Raw genomic sequence first — 16,955 nt, forward strand, 5'->3', positions numbered from 1 at the left:
GCAACACTATTTGCGAAGATGGTACATGAAAATAGCTGAAGCAACGGCAACATTTAATGACTCCGCTTTTCCATAAATCGGAATGTGTAAATTTTGATCCGTCATATCCAGCAGCTCTTTTGAGACCCCATTTCCCTCATTTCCTACAAGGAGGGCAAATGTTTCAGATGGAGGAATCTCTTTATAGAAAACAGCATTTTTTGTTGAAGTTCCAAATACAGGAATTTTCTCTTCCTTCAACTTACTTATAATCGGTTTTAATGACGAATTGATCACAGGCAAATGAAAAATTGATCCTTGTGTCGCCCGGATCGTTTTACTATTGTACAAATCAACCGTCCCTTCACCTAAAATCACAACATCCATTCCAGCCGCATCTGCAGTACGAATGATCGTACCGAGATTTCCTGGGTCTTGAACCGCATCTATTAACAGCCATTTTTTGGCGTTCAAATCGATTTCCCACCTAAGCTGCTTACAAACAGCCATGACACCTTGCGGGGAATCCGTTTCAGACAGAAGCGAAAACACCTCTTTGGAAACAATCGTTGTCGGAATAGTACCTTCGAAAAAATGATTTGGCAGCTTCGCTCCGTCTAAAACAATTAACTCTTGAACAATTGATTTGTATTTGAGAGCTTCCTCGATTAAATGCAAGCCTTCAATTAAAAACAGCCCGCGCTCTTCCCGTTTTTTTCTTGATTGCAGCTTTTTCCATTCTTTTACTCTTTCATTTTTAGTTGACGCAATCCGTTTCAATGATGGTGTCTCCTTCAACTGATAGTTCATTTCATATACATATTATAGAAAACAAAAGAAAAAATAAAGAAGAATGAAGAAAAACGAGGTGAAGGATATGAATTTTGATTTGCGCAATGCAGTCATTGCCAACATATCGCAAAATTCAAAAGACGAGCTGAGAGAAACGATCGTTGATGCCATCAATAGCAAGGAAGAAAAAATGCTTCCAGGGTTAGGCGTGTTATTTGAAATTATCTGGAACCATTCAAGTCAGCGTGATCAGCAGGAAATGGTTGAAACACTTGAACAAGGATTAAAAGAGACTGGAGCTGGGAAATAACCAGCTCCTGCTTTTTAGTTGTACGTAATGTTTTCAACCGTTTTTTTGTCGAGGCGTTTAATGACTTCTGTCAATAATTGAACCGTATGTTCAAAGTCTTCGCGATGAATCATCGCAGCGTGTGTATGAATGTAGCGCGTTGCAATCGTAATGGAAAGCGTTGGAACACCATTTCCTGTTAAATGAATCGATCCGGAGTCTGTACCGCCACCCGGCATAGCATCATACTGATATGGAATGCCGCATTCTTCAGCGACCCCTACGACAAAATCGCGAAGCCCTTTATGGGAGACCATAGAAGCATCATATAAAATAATTTGCGGACCTTTCCCCATTTTTCCCATCGCTTCTTTTTCGGAAATGCCTGGAGTGTCGCCGGCTATTCCGACGTCTACGCCGAAAGCAATATCAGGCTCAATATAATGGGCTGATGTGCGGGCTCCTCTTAATCCTACTTCCTCCTGAACGGTTCCTACACCGTAAACGACGTTCGGATGGTTTACCCCTTTCAGCTTTTTCAAAACTTCGATCGCTATTGCACAACCGATGCGGTTATCCCAAGCTTTCGCCAAAAGGATTTTATCATTTTTCATAACGGTGAACTCAAAATAAGGCACAATTTGGTCGCCGGGACGAACACCAAATTCCATCGCTTCTTCTCGACTGCTGGCGCCAATATCAATAAACATGTCTTTGATCTCTACAGGCTTTTTTCGTGCTTCTGCCGGCAAAATATGCGGCGGCTTGGAACCGATGATGCCGGTCACATCTCCTTTTTGGGTGACAATCGTCACTCTTTGTGCGAGCATAACTTGATTCCACCAGCCACCAACAGGCTGAAAGCGAATGAACCCTTTATCATCAATTTGCGTAACCATAAAGCCGACCTCATCAAGATGGCCCGCGATCATAATTTTGGGTCCGCCTGATTCTCCTTCTTTTTTGGCAATTAAACTGCCGAGTCCATCCGTTTGGATATCATCTGCATAATCTTTTATGTACCCTCTCATTACTTCTCTGACTTCCCGTTCATTGCCGGCGATGCCTTTCGCGTCTGTTAAATCTTTTAACATTTTCAATGTTTCATCCCATTTCTCCACACTGAAACCTCCTTTAATTTATATTCTTCATTTTTCCCAAACGGAATTGTTAATATCCTTGATTTTGTCTAGCATGATTGACTTCATTTTTCGCCATGTATGCTGAAATAATATCTTCCTCTGAAAAGCCCAGCGCAGAGCCGAGTGTAACATAGTCGTTAAATAAATCGATATACGCTTGGACAGACAAATATTCACTGAATTTTGCCGTTTTTTGATAAACGTTTAAAAAAAGATCGGTCAGGCTTTTATCGATTTTTCTTGCTTTCATTTCCGGCAGTTTTTCAATATACAATTCATGGCCGATCGACAATAAAAAATGAAGGCCGTCTACATACTCTTCCAAAATAACCTCTCTGTCGGAAGGCGGCTTAACGCTCCAAAATTTAAAGCAGCGCGTTTCATTAGCCAATTCGCCAATTTCGACAAGCAAGGCTAAAACTTTTCTCTCGATCAGCCTTTCTTCCTCCAAACCGTGTTTCTTTTCAATTTTTTCATCCAATTCTTTTTGCATTTTATATAACTGTTCAAAATCCATTTTCTCAACCCCTAAAATATATCTAAAAAAATTATAGCAAATGTGATCATTAATGAAACCCCTTCAATTCCTTTTTCGTAATGTATATGTATGAATATGACCTTCGGGGAGGTTTAAAGTAAATGATTGTCATCCTTCTTCGTCTTTTCATAATTGCTGCGATTATTTTCCTAATTTATTCATTCATTAAATATTTATTGAACCCGAAGCGAAAGTTAGAATTGGCTCATGAGCAAAAAAAATTTTTCTTTCTTGATGATAAAGAAAATGTCCACAAAAATTTTTTGTTAACGCATAAAGGAGTTTTATTTGAAGGGGAAAAATATTTAGGCACGACTGAAACTTCTTTTGAAGTTATCTCCGTTTTTATTTGGACATCTACTCCAAATAAGTTAAGGGGGTTTACAAAAGAAGATTTTCAATTTATAGAATCGAAAATAAAAGAAGCATATCCTTACGCCAAAATCGACTGGAAAAGTCCAATTAAAGAGTTTTTGAATCGGAACGAATCGGAATTCCCGACACTATCTTAAGACAGTAAAAAAGAATGAGCAGCTTGACATTCCCGTTCAAAATTGACAGTGTTAAAAGACTATGCGGTCCATGACTGGACGATCATGGTGTCGCTTTTTTGATCAATCTATGGAATATTTCTGATTTAAAAAGAAAATAAGCATTCTGAAGGCAGTTCCCATTGCGGGAGCTGCTGTTAGCTTCCATTTCTATTTTTATCCCATTACCTTTTCTCTTCCTCTATGAAATTTTGTAAAACAGCTCGGTAATTGATTATAATTTTTCGAAGTCTCCTTTTTAATTGGGTTTGGTCACTTTCATTATAAAACAGAGTGCTTCGTAAATGCTTTTTTCATTTTGATGATATTCTTGATCCCAACATTTAGTATAGAACCTAAATTTTTTGCATCGGCCTAAAAAACCCTTGAACTTTTGACTTTTTTCACTGTTGAGAAACGTAAAGCCATAATCGTTTACCTTTTCAGCCATATAAAAATCCCCTCCAAATAGAAGTGCAGCATCCGCGAGTCATTGCGCAGATTTTTTACACGTCTACTTAAAGGGGATCAATAATGTGCTGTTCAATTATGTCCAGCCCAAAGGGCAATGTACGTTTATAGGTGGCTTGCTTTTTCGATTACTTATTTAATTCAGCTTTAGCTGTTTCGGCGAGTTGTGCAAATCCTTTTTCATCATTTACTGCTAAGTCAGCAAGCATTTTTCTGTTTACTTCAATGCCAGCAAGCTTTAAACCGTGCATGAACCGGTTGTAGGAAAGACCGTGAATGCGCGCAGCAGCATTGATTCTCGTAATCCAAAGCTTACGGAAATCGCGTTTTCTTTGGCGACGGTCACGGTATGCATACATTAAAGATTTCATTACTTGCTGGTTAGCAACTTTATATAAACGATGCTTCGAACCGTAATAACCTTTTGCAAGCTTAATAATTTTTTTGCGGCGTCTGCGTGTCACTGTACCGCCTTTAACACGTGCCATAATGCATTCCCTCCTAAAAAATCGAAGTTAAAAATTATTTTATATTGTCAAGCATTTGATGAATACGTTTAAAGTCACCTTTGCTTACTAATGCTGGTTTACGAAGTTTGCGTTTTTGCTTTTGAGTTTTGTTAGCGAATAAATGACTAGTAAATGCATGAGACCGTTTCAAATTTCCGTTCCCAGTTTTTTTAAATCTTTTCGCAGAGCCGCGATGAGTTTTCATTTTAGGCATAAAAGGATCCTCCTTCTATTTCTTTTCGTTTTTCGGTGCTAGCACTAGAAACATGCTGCGCCCATCCATTTTCGGCTTCGTTTCAACAGAACTGATGTCAGCGCATGCTTCAGAAAATCTTTCTAGAACTCGTTGGCCGATTTCTTTATGGGTAATCGCTCTTCCTTTAAAGCGGATCGATGCTTTCACCTTGTCACCCTTCTCCAAAAATTTCCGAGCATTGCGAAGCTTTGTATTAAAGTCATGCTCTTCAATTGTTGGGCTTAGGCGGACTTCCTTCACATTAATAACTTTCTGCTTTTTACGCGCCTCTTTTTCTTTCTTTTGCTGCTCGAAGCGGTATTTTCCGTAATCCATGATGCGAGCAACCGGCGGTTTTGCATTCGGAGCAACAAGAACGAGATCCAAATTGGCATTTGCGGCAATATCAAGCGCTTCTTGCCGTGATTTAATGCCTAACTGATTACCGTTTTGATCGACCAGTCGAACTTCACGAGCGCGGATGCCCTCGTTTACTAACATGTCTTTGCTAATAATGAGCCACCTCCAAGATTTTATAAACAAAGTGCACGTTCGCCTTGACAGAGCTTATACATTCGTTTATGCAAATAAAAAACGCGTAGACGCACACTGCACCCACACGTTGAATACACGAACTTTTTGTCCAATGTATAAACCTGTCAACAGCAACGATGTGCGTCAATCAGGTGAGAAGCGGGTGCTTCTGCTTGTTCTCCTTGACTATAATATTCTATCATGGCAAAGCAGCTTTGTCAAAACAACATTTCTTCAAAAACGATACCATTTTAAACTATTCAAACAGAAAATGCAAGAGACTATTTGAATGAACATACATAAATCGGAATGGAGTGGACATGATAATCAATATATCATATAACTATTGGAGTGATCGAAATGGATGCAAACCGCGTAAAACAAATTTTATCCTCGCCGGCTGATATTGAAGTTCTCTATAACGGAGCTTCCGTTTGGATTGATCAGCTAAATGAAGATGGAAAAACAGCAACCGTTCATGTAAGAGGTCCGTTTAAAGAACGTACGGTTGTAGATATTTCTGAGCTTGAAGAAAAATAATTCCTCCATTGTTTTAAACATTATTGATATAAAATAGCTCCCAATGCTCCGGTAAAAGAACCGTTTGATAAAAATATGCTTTGCAGACCTGTCATGGAATCAAAGCTTTGGATGATTTGTTGTAAAGGAGGGTTTTGCGAAATTGCAGCTCCAACATAGACACACGTGTCCACTTGATGAAGCTCGGCACATTGCTTTGCCAAAAGAACGATCGTTTCACCAATCAATTGAAATAACGCTGCAGCAGCATCTTTTTTCCGTGCTCTCGATAAATCCGGATTGCCAAAATTAGCAGCGGTTACATCTCCTAAAATTGGAGGAGCCTCTTCTCCATACAAATCTTTTACCAACAAATCAACATGGCTTCGATCACCTTTTTTCGCCAAATCAACGATTTGATAAAAATTGCTCTCCTGCAAAATGAGCCGGCTTAAACCGGAAATAACACCACCGCCGATACCGCTACCAAGCAAACGCTCATACCGCTCGCCCTTCATAAGGAAAAAAGATGTTCCCGTTCCGATGCTGACGATTAAAAAATCGCTCTTTGGCTCCTTTCCTTCTTCTACTAAAAGCTCTCTTGTTCCTATACAAACTGAATCAAATTCTGGAATAAAGGTCACATCAGCTCCAGTCAATTTTTCTTTTACTTTTGCAGCTCTGCCTCCTGTTATTCTATAGCGGGCAGCCGGCTTCAATCTCTTCATCCAAGAAAGAGCTTGATCCATTTCATCAATTGGAAACCATTTATACCGATATCGCCCATGTTCAACATAAGCAATTTTTAATAAACTTCCCCCTGCATCAATTCCTACTATTTCCATCCGTACACCCCTCGCTTATGTTTCAAAAAAAGGAAATCAGCAAACGCCGATTTCCTTATTTTCTCCCTTCTTTTCCAACAGATACAGCAAATGTCTCCAGCGGCATGGATTCTGATTTTTGTTCTCCATACTTTCTGACATTGACCGTCTCATTTTCTGCTTCTTGATCACCGACAACGACCATGTACGGGATTTTTTGCATTTGTGCCTCACGAATTTTATAGCCGATTTTTTCATCCCGAATATCGACTTCAACACGCAAGCCTTCTTGCTGAAGACGCTGTTCTACTGTTTTGGCATAATCAAGATGCACTTCCGGCGAAACAGGGATGACTTTGACTTGCACAGGTGCAAGCCAAGTTGGGAAGGCGCCTTTATATTCCTCAATTAAGAAGGCAACAAACCGTTCCATCGTTGAAACAACTCCGCGGTGAATAACAACTGGCCGATGATGTTTGCCGTCTTCGCCAACATATGTTAAATCAAGCCGTTCCGGAAGGAGAAAATCTAGCTGAACAGTCGATAATGTTTCATCTTTTCCTAAAGCCGTCCGCACTTGTACATCCAATTTCGGTCCGTAAAATGCCGCTTCACCTTCCGCTTCATAATAATCCAGCCCGAGTTCGTCCATTGCGGCTTTCAGCATCGACTGGGCCTTTTCCCACATTTCATCATCATCATAATATTTTTCTTTATCCTCAGGATCGCGGTAAGATAATCGGAACGAATAATCTTTTATACCAAAATCCTCGTATACCTCTTCAATAAGGCGGACAACTCGGATGAATTCGTCTTTAATTTGATCCGGCCGCACGAAAATATGCGCATCGTTCAACGTCATCCCGCGAACACGCTGCAGCCCTGTCAATGCACCTGACATTTCGTATCTGTGCATTGTTCCAAGTTCTGCAATGCGGATCGGCAATTCCCGATAGCTGTGAATTTCATTTTTGTAAATCATCATATGATGCGGGCAGTTCATCGGACGCAATACAAGCTCTTCGTTATCCATCTTCATTGGCGGAAACATATCATCTTGATAATGGTCCCAATGGCCGGAAGCTTTATAAAGATCGACGCTGCCGAGAACAGGTGTGTATACATGCTGGTATCCGAGTTTAATTTCTTTATCAACAATATAGCGTTCGATAATCCGGCGGATAGTTGCACCTTTTGGCAGCCAAAGCGGCAAGCCTTGTCCAACCTTTTGAGAAGTGGTAAACAGGTTTAATTCTTTTCCAAGCTTGCGATGATCCCGCTCTTTCGCTTCTTCAAGCATGCGGAGATGTTCTTTAAGCTCTTCTTTTGTAAAAAATGCTGTACCGTATATGCGTTGAAGCATTTTGTTTTTGCTGTCTCCACGCCAGTAGGCGCCGGCTACGCTGAGCAATTTAAATTCCTTTATTTTTCCGGTAGAAGGAACGTGGACTCCTCGGCATAGATCGAAAAATTCTCCTTGCTCATATATGGAAATGATTTCGCCTTCCGGAATATCATCGATAAGCTCAAGCTTTAAATGGTCGCCGATTTCCTCATACATTTTTTTTGCTTCATCGCGGCTTACTTCTTTACGAATAACCGGCAAATTTTCGCCGACAATTTTTTTCATTTCTTTTTCGATTTTAGGCAAATCTTCGTGTGAGATCGTTTCATCCATATCGATATCATAATAAAAACCGTTTTCAATGACGGGCCCAACTCCCAATTTTACATTTGGGTAAAGCCGTTTAATCGCTTGCGCCATTAAATGTGCTGTACTATGTCGTAAAATTTCTAACGCTTCTTTTGTATCAGGCGTCAAAATTTCAATCTGGCCGTCTTGTTCAATCGGGGTTTTTAAGTCAATAAGCTTTCCATTTATTTTACCTGCAATGGCTTTTTTCTTTAATCCAGGGCTGATGGATGCAGCGATTTCTTCCGTTGTTGTTCCGTACGGAAATTCTTTTACAGAACCGTCTGGAAAAGTAATTTTAATGGCTTCTTTCATCTTCTTTCCTCCTTTGTTTTTTCTTGCAAAAATAAACACCCGTCCCTAAAAGAAGGGACGAGTGTTGTATGTAAAACCCGTGGTTCCACCCTAGTTCCCGCTCAAAACTTTGCGCGGCTCATTTTGATAACGGAGCAATCCGCCAGCTATTACTTGGCAAAAGCCGTTCACAGCTGAAGTTTAGAGGTGGTAAGAGCATTACACGAGTTAGGAAGGTTTCAGCCTGTGCCTTCCCTCTCTTTGAACTGTGATAATACTCCCGTGTCCTCATCATAACCTTTTCGTGATGAATGATTTCAACCGTATTATAGACTGATTCGCCACCAAAAATCAAGGAGTACTGAAAGAAACTTATCGTTTTTGAAAGCTAGCCCTTGAAAAAAATCGAACCCGTTCCTGAAAGATGTTTTGGATCGTTTGAATCATTGCTTCCTCCTGTTGATCGGAGTATATATAAATTTCTAAAGGAGCAATGGATACAAGCGGGGCCAGCAAATGGGAATCAATATACATCGGGTGGCGATAAATAAATTCCCGATCAATCCACTTTTTCAATTCCAGCTCTTTTATTTCGATGAACTTTTCATTAAACACTTGAAAGGAAGTATCATGCAAAATATGAATCGTTGATAATTTCGGTTTTTTATTGAGAACATATTCCCGCAAGCTTTGAATAAAATTTTGGTATTCCTGCTCCATTTTATACTCTTCAATGGAGAGACCGACATATTCCGAAAGTCTTGATAAATAATCAGACAAGCGGAATTGAATAAATGATTCTATAGAAAAAGATTGGTTTGGCCGAAGGAAATTCGTTAAAGCAGAAATAATTAAGTTTTCTCTCGGCTCAAAATGTTTGATCATTGGAATTTCCGCCCGCTCTCCTTCCAAGATCGATTGAGCAATATGTAAAATTTGCTGTTTTTCATCTTCATCCTCAAAATAAAATTGTTTTTCAATTATAAAAAGAAGGAGACGGGGCTCTTTCACATTTAGAAAAAAGTCAACAAATGATGGTACGAGCACATCAGATATAAATGTTTCCCAATCATCTGTTTCACATGTTAATACTGTGCCGTTCAGCAAGGCTGCTTGGAAATCAAAGTTTTCCTTCTCTGTATTAAGCAATTGATGCAGATAAGAAGCTTCTTTTTCCGTTTGAAAAGTTATTTCCAGCAAAAAAAGATCCCCCCTTTATATAGCAAGTCCTGTTTCTATATATATGGGGGGATGGCATTATTTAGAAGTGTTTGCTGTCCAGCGGTTATTCTTGTCTGCGATTTTTTCCTTTCAATTCCACGGGAATGGCCAAAAAACGAATCCTTTCCATAATTCTTTTTGCCTTTAGCTGTTCTATTTCGCCTTTTTGTGAATAAGTCAGGTGGTGTTCCAATTCGCTAAAATTAAAGTTGGATGTAAAAAAGGTCGGTAAATTTTCAAGCATGCGGAATTGGAGAATCGAGCCTAAAATGTCGTCTCTCATCCAGCTCGACATCGATTCAGCACCAATATCATCAAGCATTAATACCGGAATTTTTTTAACCGCATCAATCTTTTCATTCAGTGAATGATCTTGAAGAGCGCTTTTTAACTCCCTGACAAACTCCGGAACATATACAAGCATGGAAGGAACGCCTTTTTCCGCCAGCTCATTCGCGATCGCTCCAAGAATAAATGTCTTTCCCACGCCGAAGGAACCGTATAAATACAATCCTTTTAACCGATCATTTTGACCGTATTGCTCAACAAAATCTTGCACGAGAGACACTGCCTTCAGACGGTTTGGTTCGTTTAAATCAATATCCTCTAGGTGTGCATTGAGGATTTCCTTTGGTACATACATGCATTTAATGAGCGATTCTTGTTTTTTTCGAGCATCATATGCTTCTTTTCTCGGGCATTTATCATATTTCAGGTCGATTGTTTTTCTTTCAATAATTAATGTAGGGTGATATCCTTTTAAAATATTTTTGCACTCATCTAAATTTCGGCATTCACGGCAAAACTTGCTCTGCGTTACAAATTCATACAGTTTGCCTAAGCTGCGGTCAATCATATGTTCATCGATTTGATTTTTATGCTTTTCTAAAAATAACCTGACATCTTTGTCCGATTTTATTTGCTGTTTCAAGTTCAAATACGTTTCTTGAAACCCTTTGCTGTTCATGAATTGTTTTAAATGATTTTGCAGGGATTCCATCTTCCTCCCTCCTTTCGCCTAGTCCTTCTGTTTATTTTTATATTTTTTAATCCGCTCCTGTAGCTTTTGTTTTTCTTTTTCAAACGCTTCCGGATCGATGTTTTCTACCTGTTGATTTTCGTTTTCCAAAAGCCATGAAGGGAGTTTTTCTTTTCGAACGATTTTTTTGCTGACAGTCTTCTTATCCTTTGTTTCCGCCCAAGTTAAATATTTCTTATGTTCTTTTTTCGCCACATCCACTGCATCCTTCACAGTTTTAATTCCTAATCGAGCCCAGTGGCTGGCAATTTTCTCAACATACGCTCTTGACAATCTCATATTTGTTTTTAGCAGGACATAATAAATTAAAACGTTGACAACTCCGGGAAGCAGCTTTTGCTGAAACATGACATCTTCAATAATTTTCAAATCCGCTGCGGACGGTTCAATACCGCCTGAAATATCTTTTAGAAACTGTCTTGGAGAGATGGATTCAAGCTGTCGAATTAATTCCTTATCTTTTGACTGTTCAATTTCTTCGTCTTTCACCCGCTGATTCAAAGGCTGAAGCCTATCAACAAGCTCTGGAAGACGGTTGCCGTGATTCAGCTTATACCAATCCCTCGCCCATTTTCGCAGCTCGTCTAAATTAATTTGCTCATCATGATCCAAAGAACGGATGACCAGATTTTTCATTTCAATTGGATCAATTCCATAAACATATGCTAATTTCTCAACAGCTTCCTTAACCGCAGGCGTGATCGCTTTTTTGGGCACAATATGCTCTGATAAACCGGCATAAAACAATTGAAAATCAAAGGACTGGTTTTGAATCGAAATCGGTTCTCCAGGCGCATGATCAAAAAGCTCCTGATCGTTTTCCTCGGGTTCCATTGCAATATTGGCTGAAAGCTCAGATGGGTGGATCGATTGGTATACTTCATGAAATGATCTTGTCACATCTTTGGCGTTGCTATCAACCGATTTATCGGAAAAATAGCTTTTCAATCTTTGGTACACCGTTTTTCCAACTCTGTTATATAAATATATGTTCAACATTCCATCATAAAAAAATTGTTTGGGGGAAAGAGGTCGTTGAAGTTCATAAATATATTTTTTCGGTTCGCTTTCATCGACAAGGTATGTTTTTAAAAGACCTATTCCTTCTAATTTCAAACGGTCATGATAAATTTCATTTAATGGGGATTGAGTAACAGCCATTAAAAAATGGTGGGTCGATTCCGTCCCCCAAAGACGGTTTTGTTCAAGCTCGCTCCAAAGCGTCATGTATAAGTTTAACGTTCTTGGCCCGATTAAGGGCTGGTACAGTAATGTAAGAACTTTTCGGTCAAATTCATGAATCAAACTGCTCGTACATTTCACAACGTAGCGATCAACAGGCAGCAGCTCTTTCCAGTGATGATGTCCAATCATTTTTTCAAAACCTTCCCAAATAGCATGTCATAATCTCGCAGCTCTTTTATGAACGTTCTTTTTTGATCAGTTCTTTCAATTCCTCAATAAAGACATTTATATCTTTAAATTGCCTGTAAACAGAAGCAAATCGAACGTATGCGACTTCATCAATTTCGGCTAGTCTGTCCATCACCATTTCGCCGATCGTTTCGCTTGATATTTCCGATGTACCTAGATTTCTTAGTTCTTTTTCAATATCATGCGCAGCATCTTCCAATTTTTTTAAAGAAACCGGTCTTTTCTCACAAGCTTTAATCATCCCGCGCAAAACTTTTTCCCTGCTGAACTCTTCTCGTGTTCCTTCCTTTTTCACAACGATGAGCGGAATTTCTTCTACTTTTTCAAACGTTGTGAACCGATATTGACATTCCTCACATTCCCTTCGCCTCCGAATTGATCTCCCTTCATCGACTGGACGCGAATCTAAAACACGTGTTCCAAAATGGTGGCAGGAAGGGCATTTCATATCACCAGCTCCAATCTTTTTAACTAAATCAAAAAAGCTCTACCTACATCTTATTAAATAGCATTGGATCAGACAAGAAACTTTCAAGTTCTTGTATTTTTGTTATAGATAATTCGACTGAATGAAATGGATTTCTGTCAGTCCGGTCCAATCAAATGATGTTCGAACCGCCAAACAGTGATGGCAGCCATGTAGCCATGCCAATAAAAGCTTTTTTATTTTTACATCACTACAATGAATGATTTTAAAAACATCAAAGCCTCTTTTTCATAACGGCTTTGAAGGGGGTAGAATAACTCGGTACTTTGAGGCCACAAATAAGATGCCTCTAAATACCATTCAATATGAAATATTATTCTTTATTATAATATAAAAAGAGGTGCAGTAAAAAGCTGACACCTCTTTGCATTTCCATTCAAATTTTATTCTGTTTTCACTTTAAAGTGCTTTTGCTTGACCCTGTTTGATTTGAACAGGACCCATACCGCGAGGAATTTCAATATTTTCGCGCGTTTGAGCACCTAAAGCTTCAGAAATGTAATCCGCTGCAATATTTGGATTTAAATCACCGCAAGTGTACACATCAATGCTAGCATATCCATGCTCTGGAAAACTATGAATTGTTAGGTGTGACTCTGAAATGATCACAACTCCGCTTACACCCTGAGGCGCAAACTTATGAAACGCAACCTCCCGGATTTCAGCACCTGATTTTAATGCTGCATTTACAAACGTTTTTTCAATAAATTCCAAGTCATTCAACTTATCAAAGTCGCATCCCCACAGCTCAGAGATAACGTGACGTCCCATTGTTTCCATAGCCATGGATCCCCCTTTATAAATTTTTATGAATTCTTCGCACTCTGGTATGTTTAACTACCACGGGGGAAAGTTAGTCCAAAGAGGTCCTAACCCTTTAAGTAGCCACATTACCTTGCGTTTAAGAAGTTCACGAAAAATAGTATATATGGTTTGATTTGTTTTTGCAACATACTTTGTCAAAAATTTTGCGCTGAAAAAAGTATCCAAACAAAAAGAAGAAGAGGGTCAATCTTTGTAAAGATCAACCCTCCCATCATTTTATACAGCTGCGGCCAATTTATTCAATTTGCTTGCTACAAGTTTTGCTAAATCCACAACGCGGCAAGAGTAGCCCCATTCATTATCATACCATGCAAGCACTTTTACCTTTCTTGTTCCCATAACCATTGTCGTTAAACCGTCGACAATAGCAGAGTGCGGGTTTGTGTTGTAGTCAACCGATACGAGCGGTTCTGAAGAAAAATCTAATATCCCCTTCAGCTTTCCTTGAGAAGCTTGGATAAACGCTTCATTTACCTCTTCAACGGTCACATCGCGTTTTAGATCTACAACAAAGTCTACGAGGGAGACGTTTGGTGTAGGCACTCTTAATGCAAGACCGTGCAATTTTCCTTTTAATTGCGGTAAAACTAAGCCGATCGCTTTTGCTGCACCGGTAGTTGTCGGAATGATTGATTGGGCGCACGCTCGCGCTCTTCTTAAATCTTTATGCGGATTATCAATATTTCTTTGATCGTTCGTATATGCGTGGACAGTAGTCATTAAACCATATTCAATGCCAAACTGTTCATCAAGAACTTTTGCAACAGGCGCTAGACAGTTTGTTGTGCAAGAAGCATTCGAAATAATGACATGGTTGTCAGGATCATATTGTTCTTCGTTTACACCGATAACAATCGTTACATCTTCATTTTTTCCAGGTGCTGTTAAAATAACTTTCTTCGCCCCTGCCTCAACATGCATCATCGCTTTTTCACGGGAGTTGAATTTTCCTGTCGCTTCAATCACTATGTCCACATCTAGATCTTTCCAGGGAAGTTCAATAGGATTTCGATTGTTCAAAAGAAGCACTTTATGGCCATTTACAATTAAATGATCTTCTTTTGGAATGACTTCTCCTTCAAATTTCCCATGGTTTGTATCGTATTTAATTAAATGAGCCAATGTTTCTGCTGGATAGCTTGCATTGATTGCTACGATATTCAAATCTCCTTCTAAAATTGCTTTTCTGAATACCATTCGGCCAATTCGGCCGAAACCGTTAATGGCAACCTTAGCACTCATGTGAATATCCCCTTCCGGCATTATGTTACACTTTTTATCTCCTATTCTGTTAATTAGTATATCACATTTATAAAATAACGAAACAATTATTTTAATCGTTTCTTAAAAAATATATACTAAAAATAAAAAAACCGCTCTATTCACGAGCGGATTAACCAATTCCCCAATTCATGAGAATGTTTTCCAATTGCTGTTCCGTTTCTTCTAATGTTCCATCATTATTGATCACTGCATCGGCAAATTTTACTTTTTCTTTCAAAGGCATTTGTGCATTGATGCGTGATAAAGCTTCTTTCTTCGAAAAATTATTCCTTTTCATTAATCGTTCCAGTTGATTTTTTTCTCCCGTATAAACAACAATCACTTTATCCACTAAATGCTTCAAATTGCTTTCAAATAGAAGGGGAATATCAAGAACTACTGCTTTCGCACCTTCTGAGATCAATTGTTCCTGTCGCCTTTTCATTTCCAGCCTGACCTCAGGATGTACAATACTGTTTAGCTTCTCCCGCTTATCTTCGTTTTGAAATACAATGGAGCCTAATCGAGCTCGGTTGATCGTTAAGTCTTCGTTTAATATTTCTTTTCCGAAAGCATTTACGATCTCTGTATATGCTTTTTTGCCGACTTCTACCACTTCTCTTGCAATTAGATCTGCGTCAATAACTGGAATGCCTCTTTTTTTAAGCATTTCAGACACAGTGCTTTTTCCGCTTGCTATGCCTCCAGTTAATCCAATAATCATTGTCATATCATCATTCTCCTTTATCCTTACATGGCCCAAACACCGATCATTATTAATAATAAACCCGGGATAAATGAAAACTTTTCAAAAAACGAATAGGATGAAGCAAATCGGCCGGATTTCATTCCAATATAAACAAACATCGTGCTCATACAAGTGACGAAAATAGCTGTTAAAAAAGGTTCATACCCTGCTAAAGCCGCACCGATTCCTGCTCCGAATGAATCGAGCGAAAGAGCGATCCCAAGCAGCAAAGCTTCCACGCCTGTAATCTCGCCAGATCGATCCATATCAACTGCAGCAGGCTTTTTCAATATATGAATGACAATGCCTAACGATTTTAATTCCATATTTAAAATCGTTTTTTCACTCTTTTCCTCATCTTTCTCATCCTCTGATTCATTGTTGCGGAAAAAGGAATATAACACAAACATGCCAAGCAAAATGAAAATAGCTCCGCCAAGCCTATCCGTAAAATAGGGAGGAAGAACACTTTGAGCTATTTGTCCGGCCATCATCGCAGCGAGCAACACAATCGCCGAACAGCATGAAATAGTGATAATCGATTTAATTGGAATTTTTACTTTACGCAAACCGAACGCTAAGCCAACAGAAAAACTATCAAGACTGACTGCCAACGCCAATATTAAAACCGATCCGATTTCCGTCATTTTATCAAATGCCCCTTCTTTCCTTTTATTGCTAACATAGTAATATGAAAACCGACTAAAATGTGTTCGCTTAAAGAAGGTGGCATAAATCTTTCTACACTTGGCAAGATGAACAAAAATGTGTGCCTCTTCCCCCAATTTTTATTTTTTGGATAGGGCTTCCGCAAATTTTACATTGTTCTTTTTCTCTTGCATAGACAAATAAGTCCAGTTGAAACATCCCGATTTGCCCTTGTGAATTGACGTAGGATCGGACAGTACTTCCTCCTTTTTCAACTGCTTCCTTCAGCGTTTGAATAATTTCCCGATGCAATATTTTCACTTTTTCCGCTGTCAAATCTTTTGCCAGCCGCTCCGGATGAATGCCTGATCGAAACAATACTTCATCAACGTAAATGTTTCCTAATCCCGCCACTATTTTTTGGTCAAGCAAAACCGTCTTGATGTTTCTAGAGGTAGACTGAAGCTTGCTCATAAGTCTTTCAGCAGTAAATTGTTCCGAAAAAGGCTCCATGCCTAACTGGGACAAAGGAGGATGCTTCTCCTCCTCGCCCTTTTGATACAGATGCATAGTGCCAAATTTGCGAACATCCCGATATCTTAATTCCGTTTCATCTTGAAAGCGAAAAATGACATGTGTGTGAGGTTCAATGGGCTTTATTTTTGGATACAGTCCATATCTTCCTTCCATTCGTAAATGTGATACAAGAACATATCGATCTAAATAAAATTTTAAAAATTTCCCTCTTCTTCCGATTTCATTGATTGTTTCCCCTCTCAAAACGCGGCAAAACTGCTCTGCGTCTTCAGGACGTTTGATGATTTTCGGCCATGATACGATAACTTCATCGATGACTTTTCCTATGACAAGCTCCCTTAATGTTTTTCGAATCGTTTCTACTTCAGGAAGCTCAGGCATTATGTTCACCCCTTATCTACACT

The 16,955-nt window shown here is 39.1% G+C and carries 21 protein-coding genes and 1 other annotated feature; of the genes, 3 read left to right on the top strand and 18 right to left on the bottom strand.

Annotated elements, in window-relative coordinates; genetic code table 11:
• Positions 1-6: 6 nt before the first annotated feature.
• Positions 7-789, bottom strand: coding sequence for a TrmH family RNA methyltransferase (locus NST97_RS07905; protein ID WP_445684585.1), 783 nt, complete (start codon positions 787-789; stop codon positions 7-9).
• 67 nt (positions 790-856) lie between these two features.
• Here NST97_RS07905 and sspI point away from each other — a divergent pair, with 67 nt between their 5' ends.
• Entirely contained in the window at positions 857-1,081 is a 225-nt protein-coding gene (gene sspI / locus NST97_RS07910; protein WP_063387425.1) for a small acid-soluble spore protein SspI, read from the top strand.
• A gap of 14 nt (positions 1,082-1,095) precedes the next feature.
• Here the strand turns inward: sspI and NST97_RS07915 are convergent, their stop codons facing one another.
• Together NST97_RS07915 and NST97_RS07920 are read right to left on the bottom strand one after the other, a co-directional pair.
• On the bottom strand, positions 1,096-2,181 hold the full coding sequence (locus tag NST97_RS07915; RefSeq protein WP_063387424.1) for a M42 family metallopeptidase: 1,086 nt from the start codon (positions 2,179-2,181) through the stop codon (positions 1,096-1,098).
• A 49-nt stretch (positions 2,182-2,230) separates the two neighbouring features.
• Entirely contained in the window at positions 2,231-2,719 is a 489-nt protein-coding gene (locus NST97_RS07920; RefSeq protein ID WP_063387423.1) for a dUTP diphosphatase, read from the bottom strand.
• A 122-nt stretch (positions 2,720-2,841) separates the two neighbouring features.
• On the opposite strand from NST97_RS07920, the gene NST97_RS07925 reads away from it, so the two are divergent.
• The gene (locus NST97_RS07925) at positions 2,842-3,252 is read left to right on the top strand and encodes a hypothetical protein (RefSeq protein WP_063387422.1); all 411 of its coding nucleotides are present in this window, start codon (positions 2,842-2,844) and stop codon (positions 3,250-3,252) included.
• Positions 3,253-3,529: 277 nt separating this feature from the next.
• Here the strand turns inward: NST97_RS07925 and NST97_RS07930 are convergent, their stop codons facing one another.
• The 4 genes from NST97_RS07930 to infC all read right to left on the bottom strand — a co-directional run bounded on the left by NST97_RS07930 (position 3,530) and on the right by infC (position 5,001).
• Positions 3,530-3,721 carry a hypothetical protein gene (locus NST97_RS07930; protein ID WP_130156128.1) on the bottom strand — a complete coding sequence of 64 codons (192 nt, stop codon included), beginning with the start codon at positions 3,719-3,721 and terminating at the stop codon, positions 3,530-3,532.
• 148 nt (positions 3,722-3,869) lie between these two features.
• The gene (rplT, locus tag NST97_RS07935; RefSeq protein WP_063387420.1) at positions 3,870-4,229 is read right to left on the bottom strand and encodes a 50S ribosomal protein L20; all 360 of its coding nucleotides are present in this window, start codon (positions 4,227-4,229) and stop codon (positions 3,870-3,872) included.
• Positions 4,230-4,263: 34 nt separating this feature from the next.
• On the bottom strand, positions 4,264-4,464 hold the full coding sequence (gene rpmI, locus NST97_RS07940; RefSeq protein WP_063387419.1) for a 50S ribosomal protein L35: 201 nt from the start codon (positions 4,462-4,464) through the stop codon (positions 4,264-4,266).
• A 15-nt stretch (positions 4,465-4,479) separates the two neighbouring features.
• Complete coding sequence (infC, locus tag NST97_RS07945; protein WP_222422773.1) at positions 4,480-5,001, bottom strand: translation initiation factor IF-3; 522 nt, start codon at positions 4,999-5,001, stop codon at positions 4,480-4,482.
• Between the two features lie 68 nt (positions 5,002-5,069).
• Positions 5,070-5,200, bottom strand: a sequence feature (ribosomal protein L20 leader region).
• A 179-nt stretch (positions 5,201-5,379) separates the two neighbouring features.
• Between infC and NST97_RS07950 the strand changes: the two genes are divergently transcribed.
• The gene (locus NST97_RS07950) at positions 5,380-5,559 is read left to right on the top strand and encodes an H-type small acid-soluble spore protein (RefSeq protein WP_063387416.1); all 180 of its coding nucleotides are present in this window, start codon (positions 5,380-5,382) and stop codon (positions 5,557-5,559) included.
• A gap of 20 nt (positions 5,560-5,579) precedes the next feature.
• Here NST97_RS07950 and coaW read toward each other — a convergent pair whose 3' ends face one another.
• The 11 genes from coaW to mutM all read right to left on the bottom strand — a co-directional run bounded on the left by coaW (position 5,580) and on the right by mutM (position 16,932).
• A complete protein-coding gene (gene coaW / locus NST97_RS07955) occupies positions 5,580-6,383 on the bottom strand; it encodes a type II pantothenate kinase (protein ID WP_341343094.1) in 804 nt (267 codons plus the stop codon).
• A 55-nt stretch (positions 6,384-6,438) separates the two neighbouring features.
• Entirely contained in the window at positions 6,439-8,370 is a 1,932-nt protein-coding gene (thrS, locus tag NST97_RS07960; protein WP_066247800.1) for a threonine--tRNA ligase, read from the bottom strand.
• A gap of 351 nt (positions 8,371-8,721) precedes the next feature.
• The gene (gene ytxC, locus NST97_RS07965; protein WP_063387414.1) at positions 8,722-9,549 is read right to left on the bottom strand and encodes a putative sporulation protein YtxC; all 828 of its coding nucleotides are present in this window, start codon (positions 9,547-9,549) and stop codon (positions 8,722-8,724) included.
• A gap of 85 nt (positions 9,550-9,634) precedes the next feature.
• Positions 9,635-10,570, bottom strand: coding sequence for a primosomal protein DnaI (gene dnaI, locus NST97_RS07970; protein WP_341343095.1), 936 nt, complete (start codon positions 10,568-10,570; stop codon positions 9,635-9,637).
• An 18-nt stretch (positions 10,571-10,588) separates the two neighbouring features.
• Positions 10,589-11,983, bottom strand: coding sequence for a replication initiation and membrane attachment family protein (locus NST97_RS07975; protein ID WP_094246325.1), 1,395 nt, complete (start codon positions 11,981-11,983; stop codon positions 10,589-10,591).
• Between the two features lie 46 nt (positions 11,984-12,029).
• Entirely contained in the window at positions 12,030-12,491 is a 462-nt protein-coding gene (nrdR, locus tag NST97_RS07980; protein WP_063387411.1) for a transcriptional regulator NrdR, read from the bottom strand.
• Positions 12,492-12,929: 438 nt separating this feature from the next.
• The gene (gene speD, locus NST97_RS07985) at positions 12,930-13,310 is read right to left on the bottom strand and encodes an adenosylmethionine decarboxylase (RefSeq protein WP_063387410.1); all 381 of its coding nucleotides are present in this window, start codon (positions 13,308-13,310) and stop codon (positions 12,930-12,932) included.
• A gap of 261 nt (positions 13,311-13,571) precedes the next feature.
• Positions 13,572-14,597, bottom strand: a complete 1,026-nt coding sequence (locus NST97_RS07990) for a glyceraldehyde-3-phosphate dehydrogenase (RefSeq protein ID WP_063387490.1) — start codon at positions 14,595-14,597, stop codon at positions 13,572-13,574.
• Positions 14,598-14,748: 151 nt separating this feature from the next.
• A complete protein-coding gene (coaE, locus tag NST97_RS07995; protein WP_063387409.1) occupies positions 14,749-15,348 on the bottom strand; it encodes a dephospho-CoA kinase in 600 nt (199 codons plus the stop codon).
• 20 nt (positions 15,349-15,368) lie between these two features.
• Positions 15,369-16,151 carry a sporulation membrane protein YtaF gene (gene ytaF, locus NST97_RS08000; RefSeq protein WP_341343096.1) on the bottom strand — a complete coding sequence of 261 codons (783 nt, stop codon included), beginning with the start codon at positions 16,149-16,151 and terminating at the stop codon, positions 15,369-15,371.
• Complete coding sequence (mutM, locus tag NST97_RS08005; RefSeq protein WP_130156137.1) at positions 16,108-16,932, bottom strand: DNA-formamidopyrimidine glycosylase; 825 nt, start codon at positions 16,930-16,932, stop codon at positions 16,108-16,110. Before mutM ends, ytaF begins: the two co-directional genes overlap by 44 nt.
• Positions 16,933-16,955: the final 23 nt, after the last annotated feature.

It is taken from the genome of Aeribacillus sp. FSL K6-1305 (genome assembly GCF_038050115.1).
In the GTDB taxonomy this organism is placed as follows: domain Bacteria; phylum Bacillota; class Bacilli; order Bacillales; family Aeribacillaceae; genus Aeribacillus; species Aeribacillus composti.

Coding starts and splice junctions, on each gene's coding strand:
- NST97_RS07905 (WP_445684585.1), bottom strand. CDS start 789: ATGAACTATCAGTTGAAGGAGACACCATCATTGAAACGGATTGCGTCA.
- sspI (WP_063387425.1), top strand. CDS start 857: ATGAATTTTGATTTGCGCAATGCAGTCATTGCCAACATATCGCAAAAT.
- NST97_RS07920 (WP_063387423.1), bottom strand. CDS start 2,719: ATGGATTTTGAACAGTTATATAAAATGCAAAAAGAATTGGATGAAAAA.
- NST97_RS07925 (WP_063387422.1), top strand. CDS start 2,842: ATGATTGTCATCCTTCTTCGTCTTTTCATAATTGCTGCGATTATTTTC.
- NST97_RS07930 (WP_130156128.1), bottom strand. CDS start 3,721: ATGGCTGAAAAGGTAAACGATTATGGCTTTACGTTTCTCAACAGTGAA.
- rplT (WP_063387420.1), bottom strand. CDS start 4,229: ATGGCACGTGTTAAAGGCGGTACAGTGACACGCAGACGCCGCAAAAAA.
- rpmI (WP_063387419.1), bottom strand. CDS start 4,464: ATGCCTAAAATGAAAACTCATCGCGGCTCTGCGAAAAGATTTAAAAAA.
- NST97_RS07950 (WP_063387416.1), top strand. CDS start 5,380: ATGGATGCAAACCGCGTAAAACAAATTTTATCCTCGCCGGCTGATATT.
- coaW (WP_341343094.1), bottom strand. CDS start 6,383: ATGGAAATAGTAGGAATTGATGCAGGGGGAAGTTTATTAAAAATTGCT.
- thrS (WP_066247800.1), bottom strand. CDS start 8,370: ATGAAAGAAGCCATTAAAATTACTTTTCCAGACGGTTCTGTAAAAGAA.
- dnaI (WP_341343095.1), bottom strand. CDS start 10,570: ATGGAATCCCTGCAAAATCATTTAAAACAATTCATGAACAGCAAAGGG.
- NST97_RS07975 (WP_094246325.1), bottom strand. CDS start 11,983: ATGATTGGACATCATCACTGGAAAGAGCTGCTGCCTGTTGATCGCTAC.
- nrdR (WP_063387411.1), bottom strand. CDS start 12,491: ATGAAATGCCCTTCCTGCCACCATTTTGGAACACGTGTTTTAGATTCG.
- speD (WP_063387410.1), bottom strand. CDS start 13,310: ATGGAAACAATGGGACGTCACGTTATCTCTGAGCTGTGGGGATGCGAC.
- NST97_RS07990 (WP_063387490.1), bottom strand. CDS start 14,597: ATGAGTGCTAAGGTTGCCATTAACGGTTTCGGCCGAATTGGCCGAATG.
- coaE (WP_063387409.1), bottom strand. CDS start 15,348: ATGACAATGATTATTGGATTAACTGGAGGCATAGCAAGCGGAAAAAGC.
- mutM (WP_130156137.1), bottom strand. CDS start 16,932: ATGCCTGAGCTTCCTGAAGTAGAAACGATTCGAAAAACATTAAGGGAG.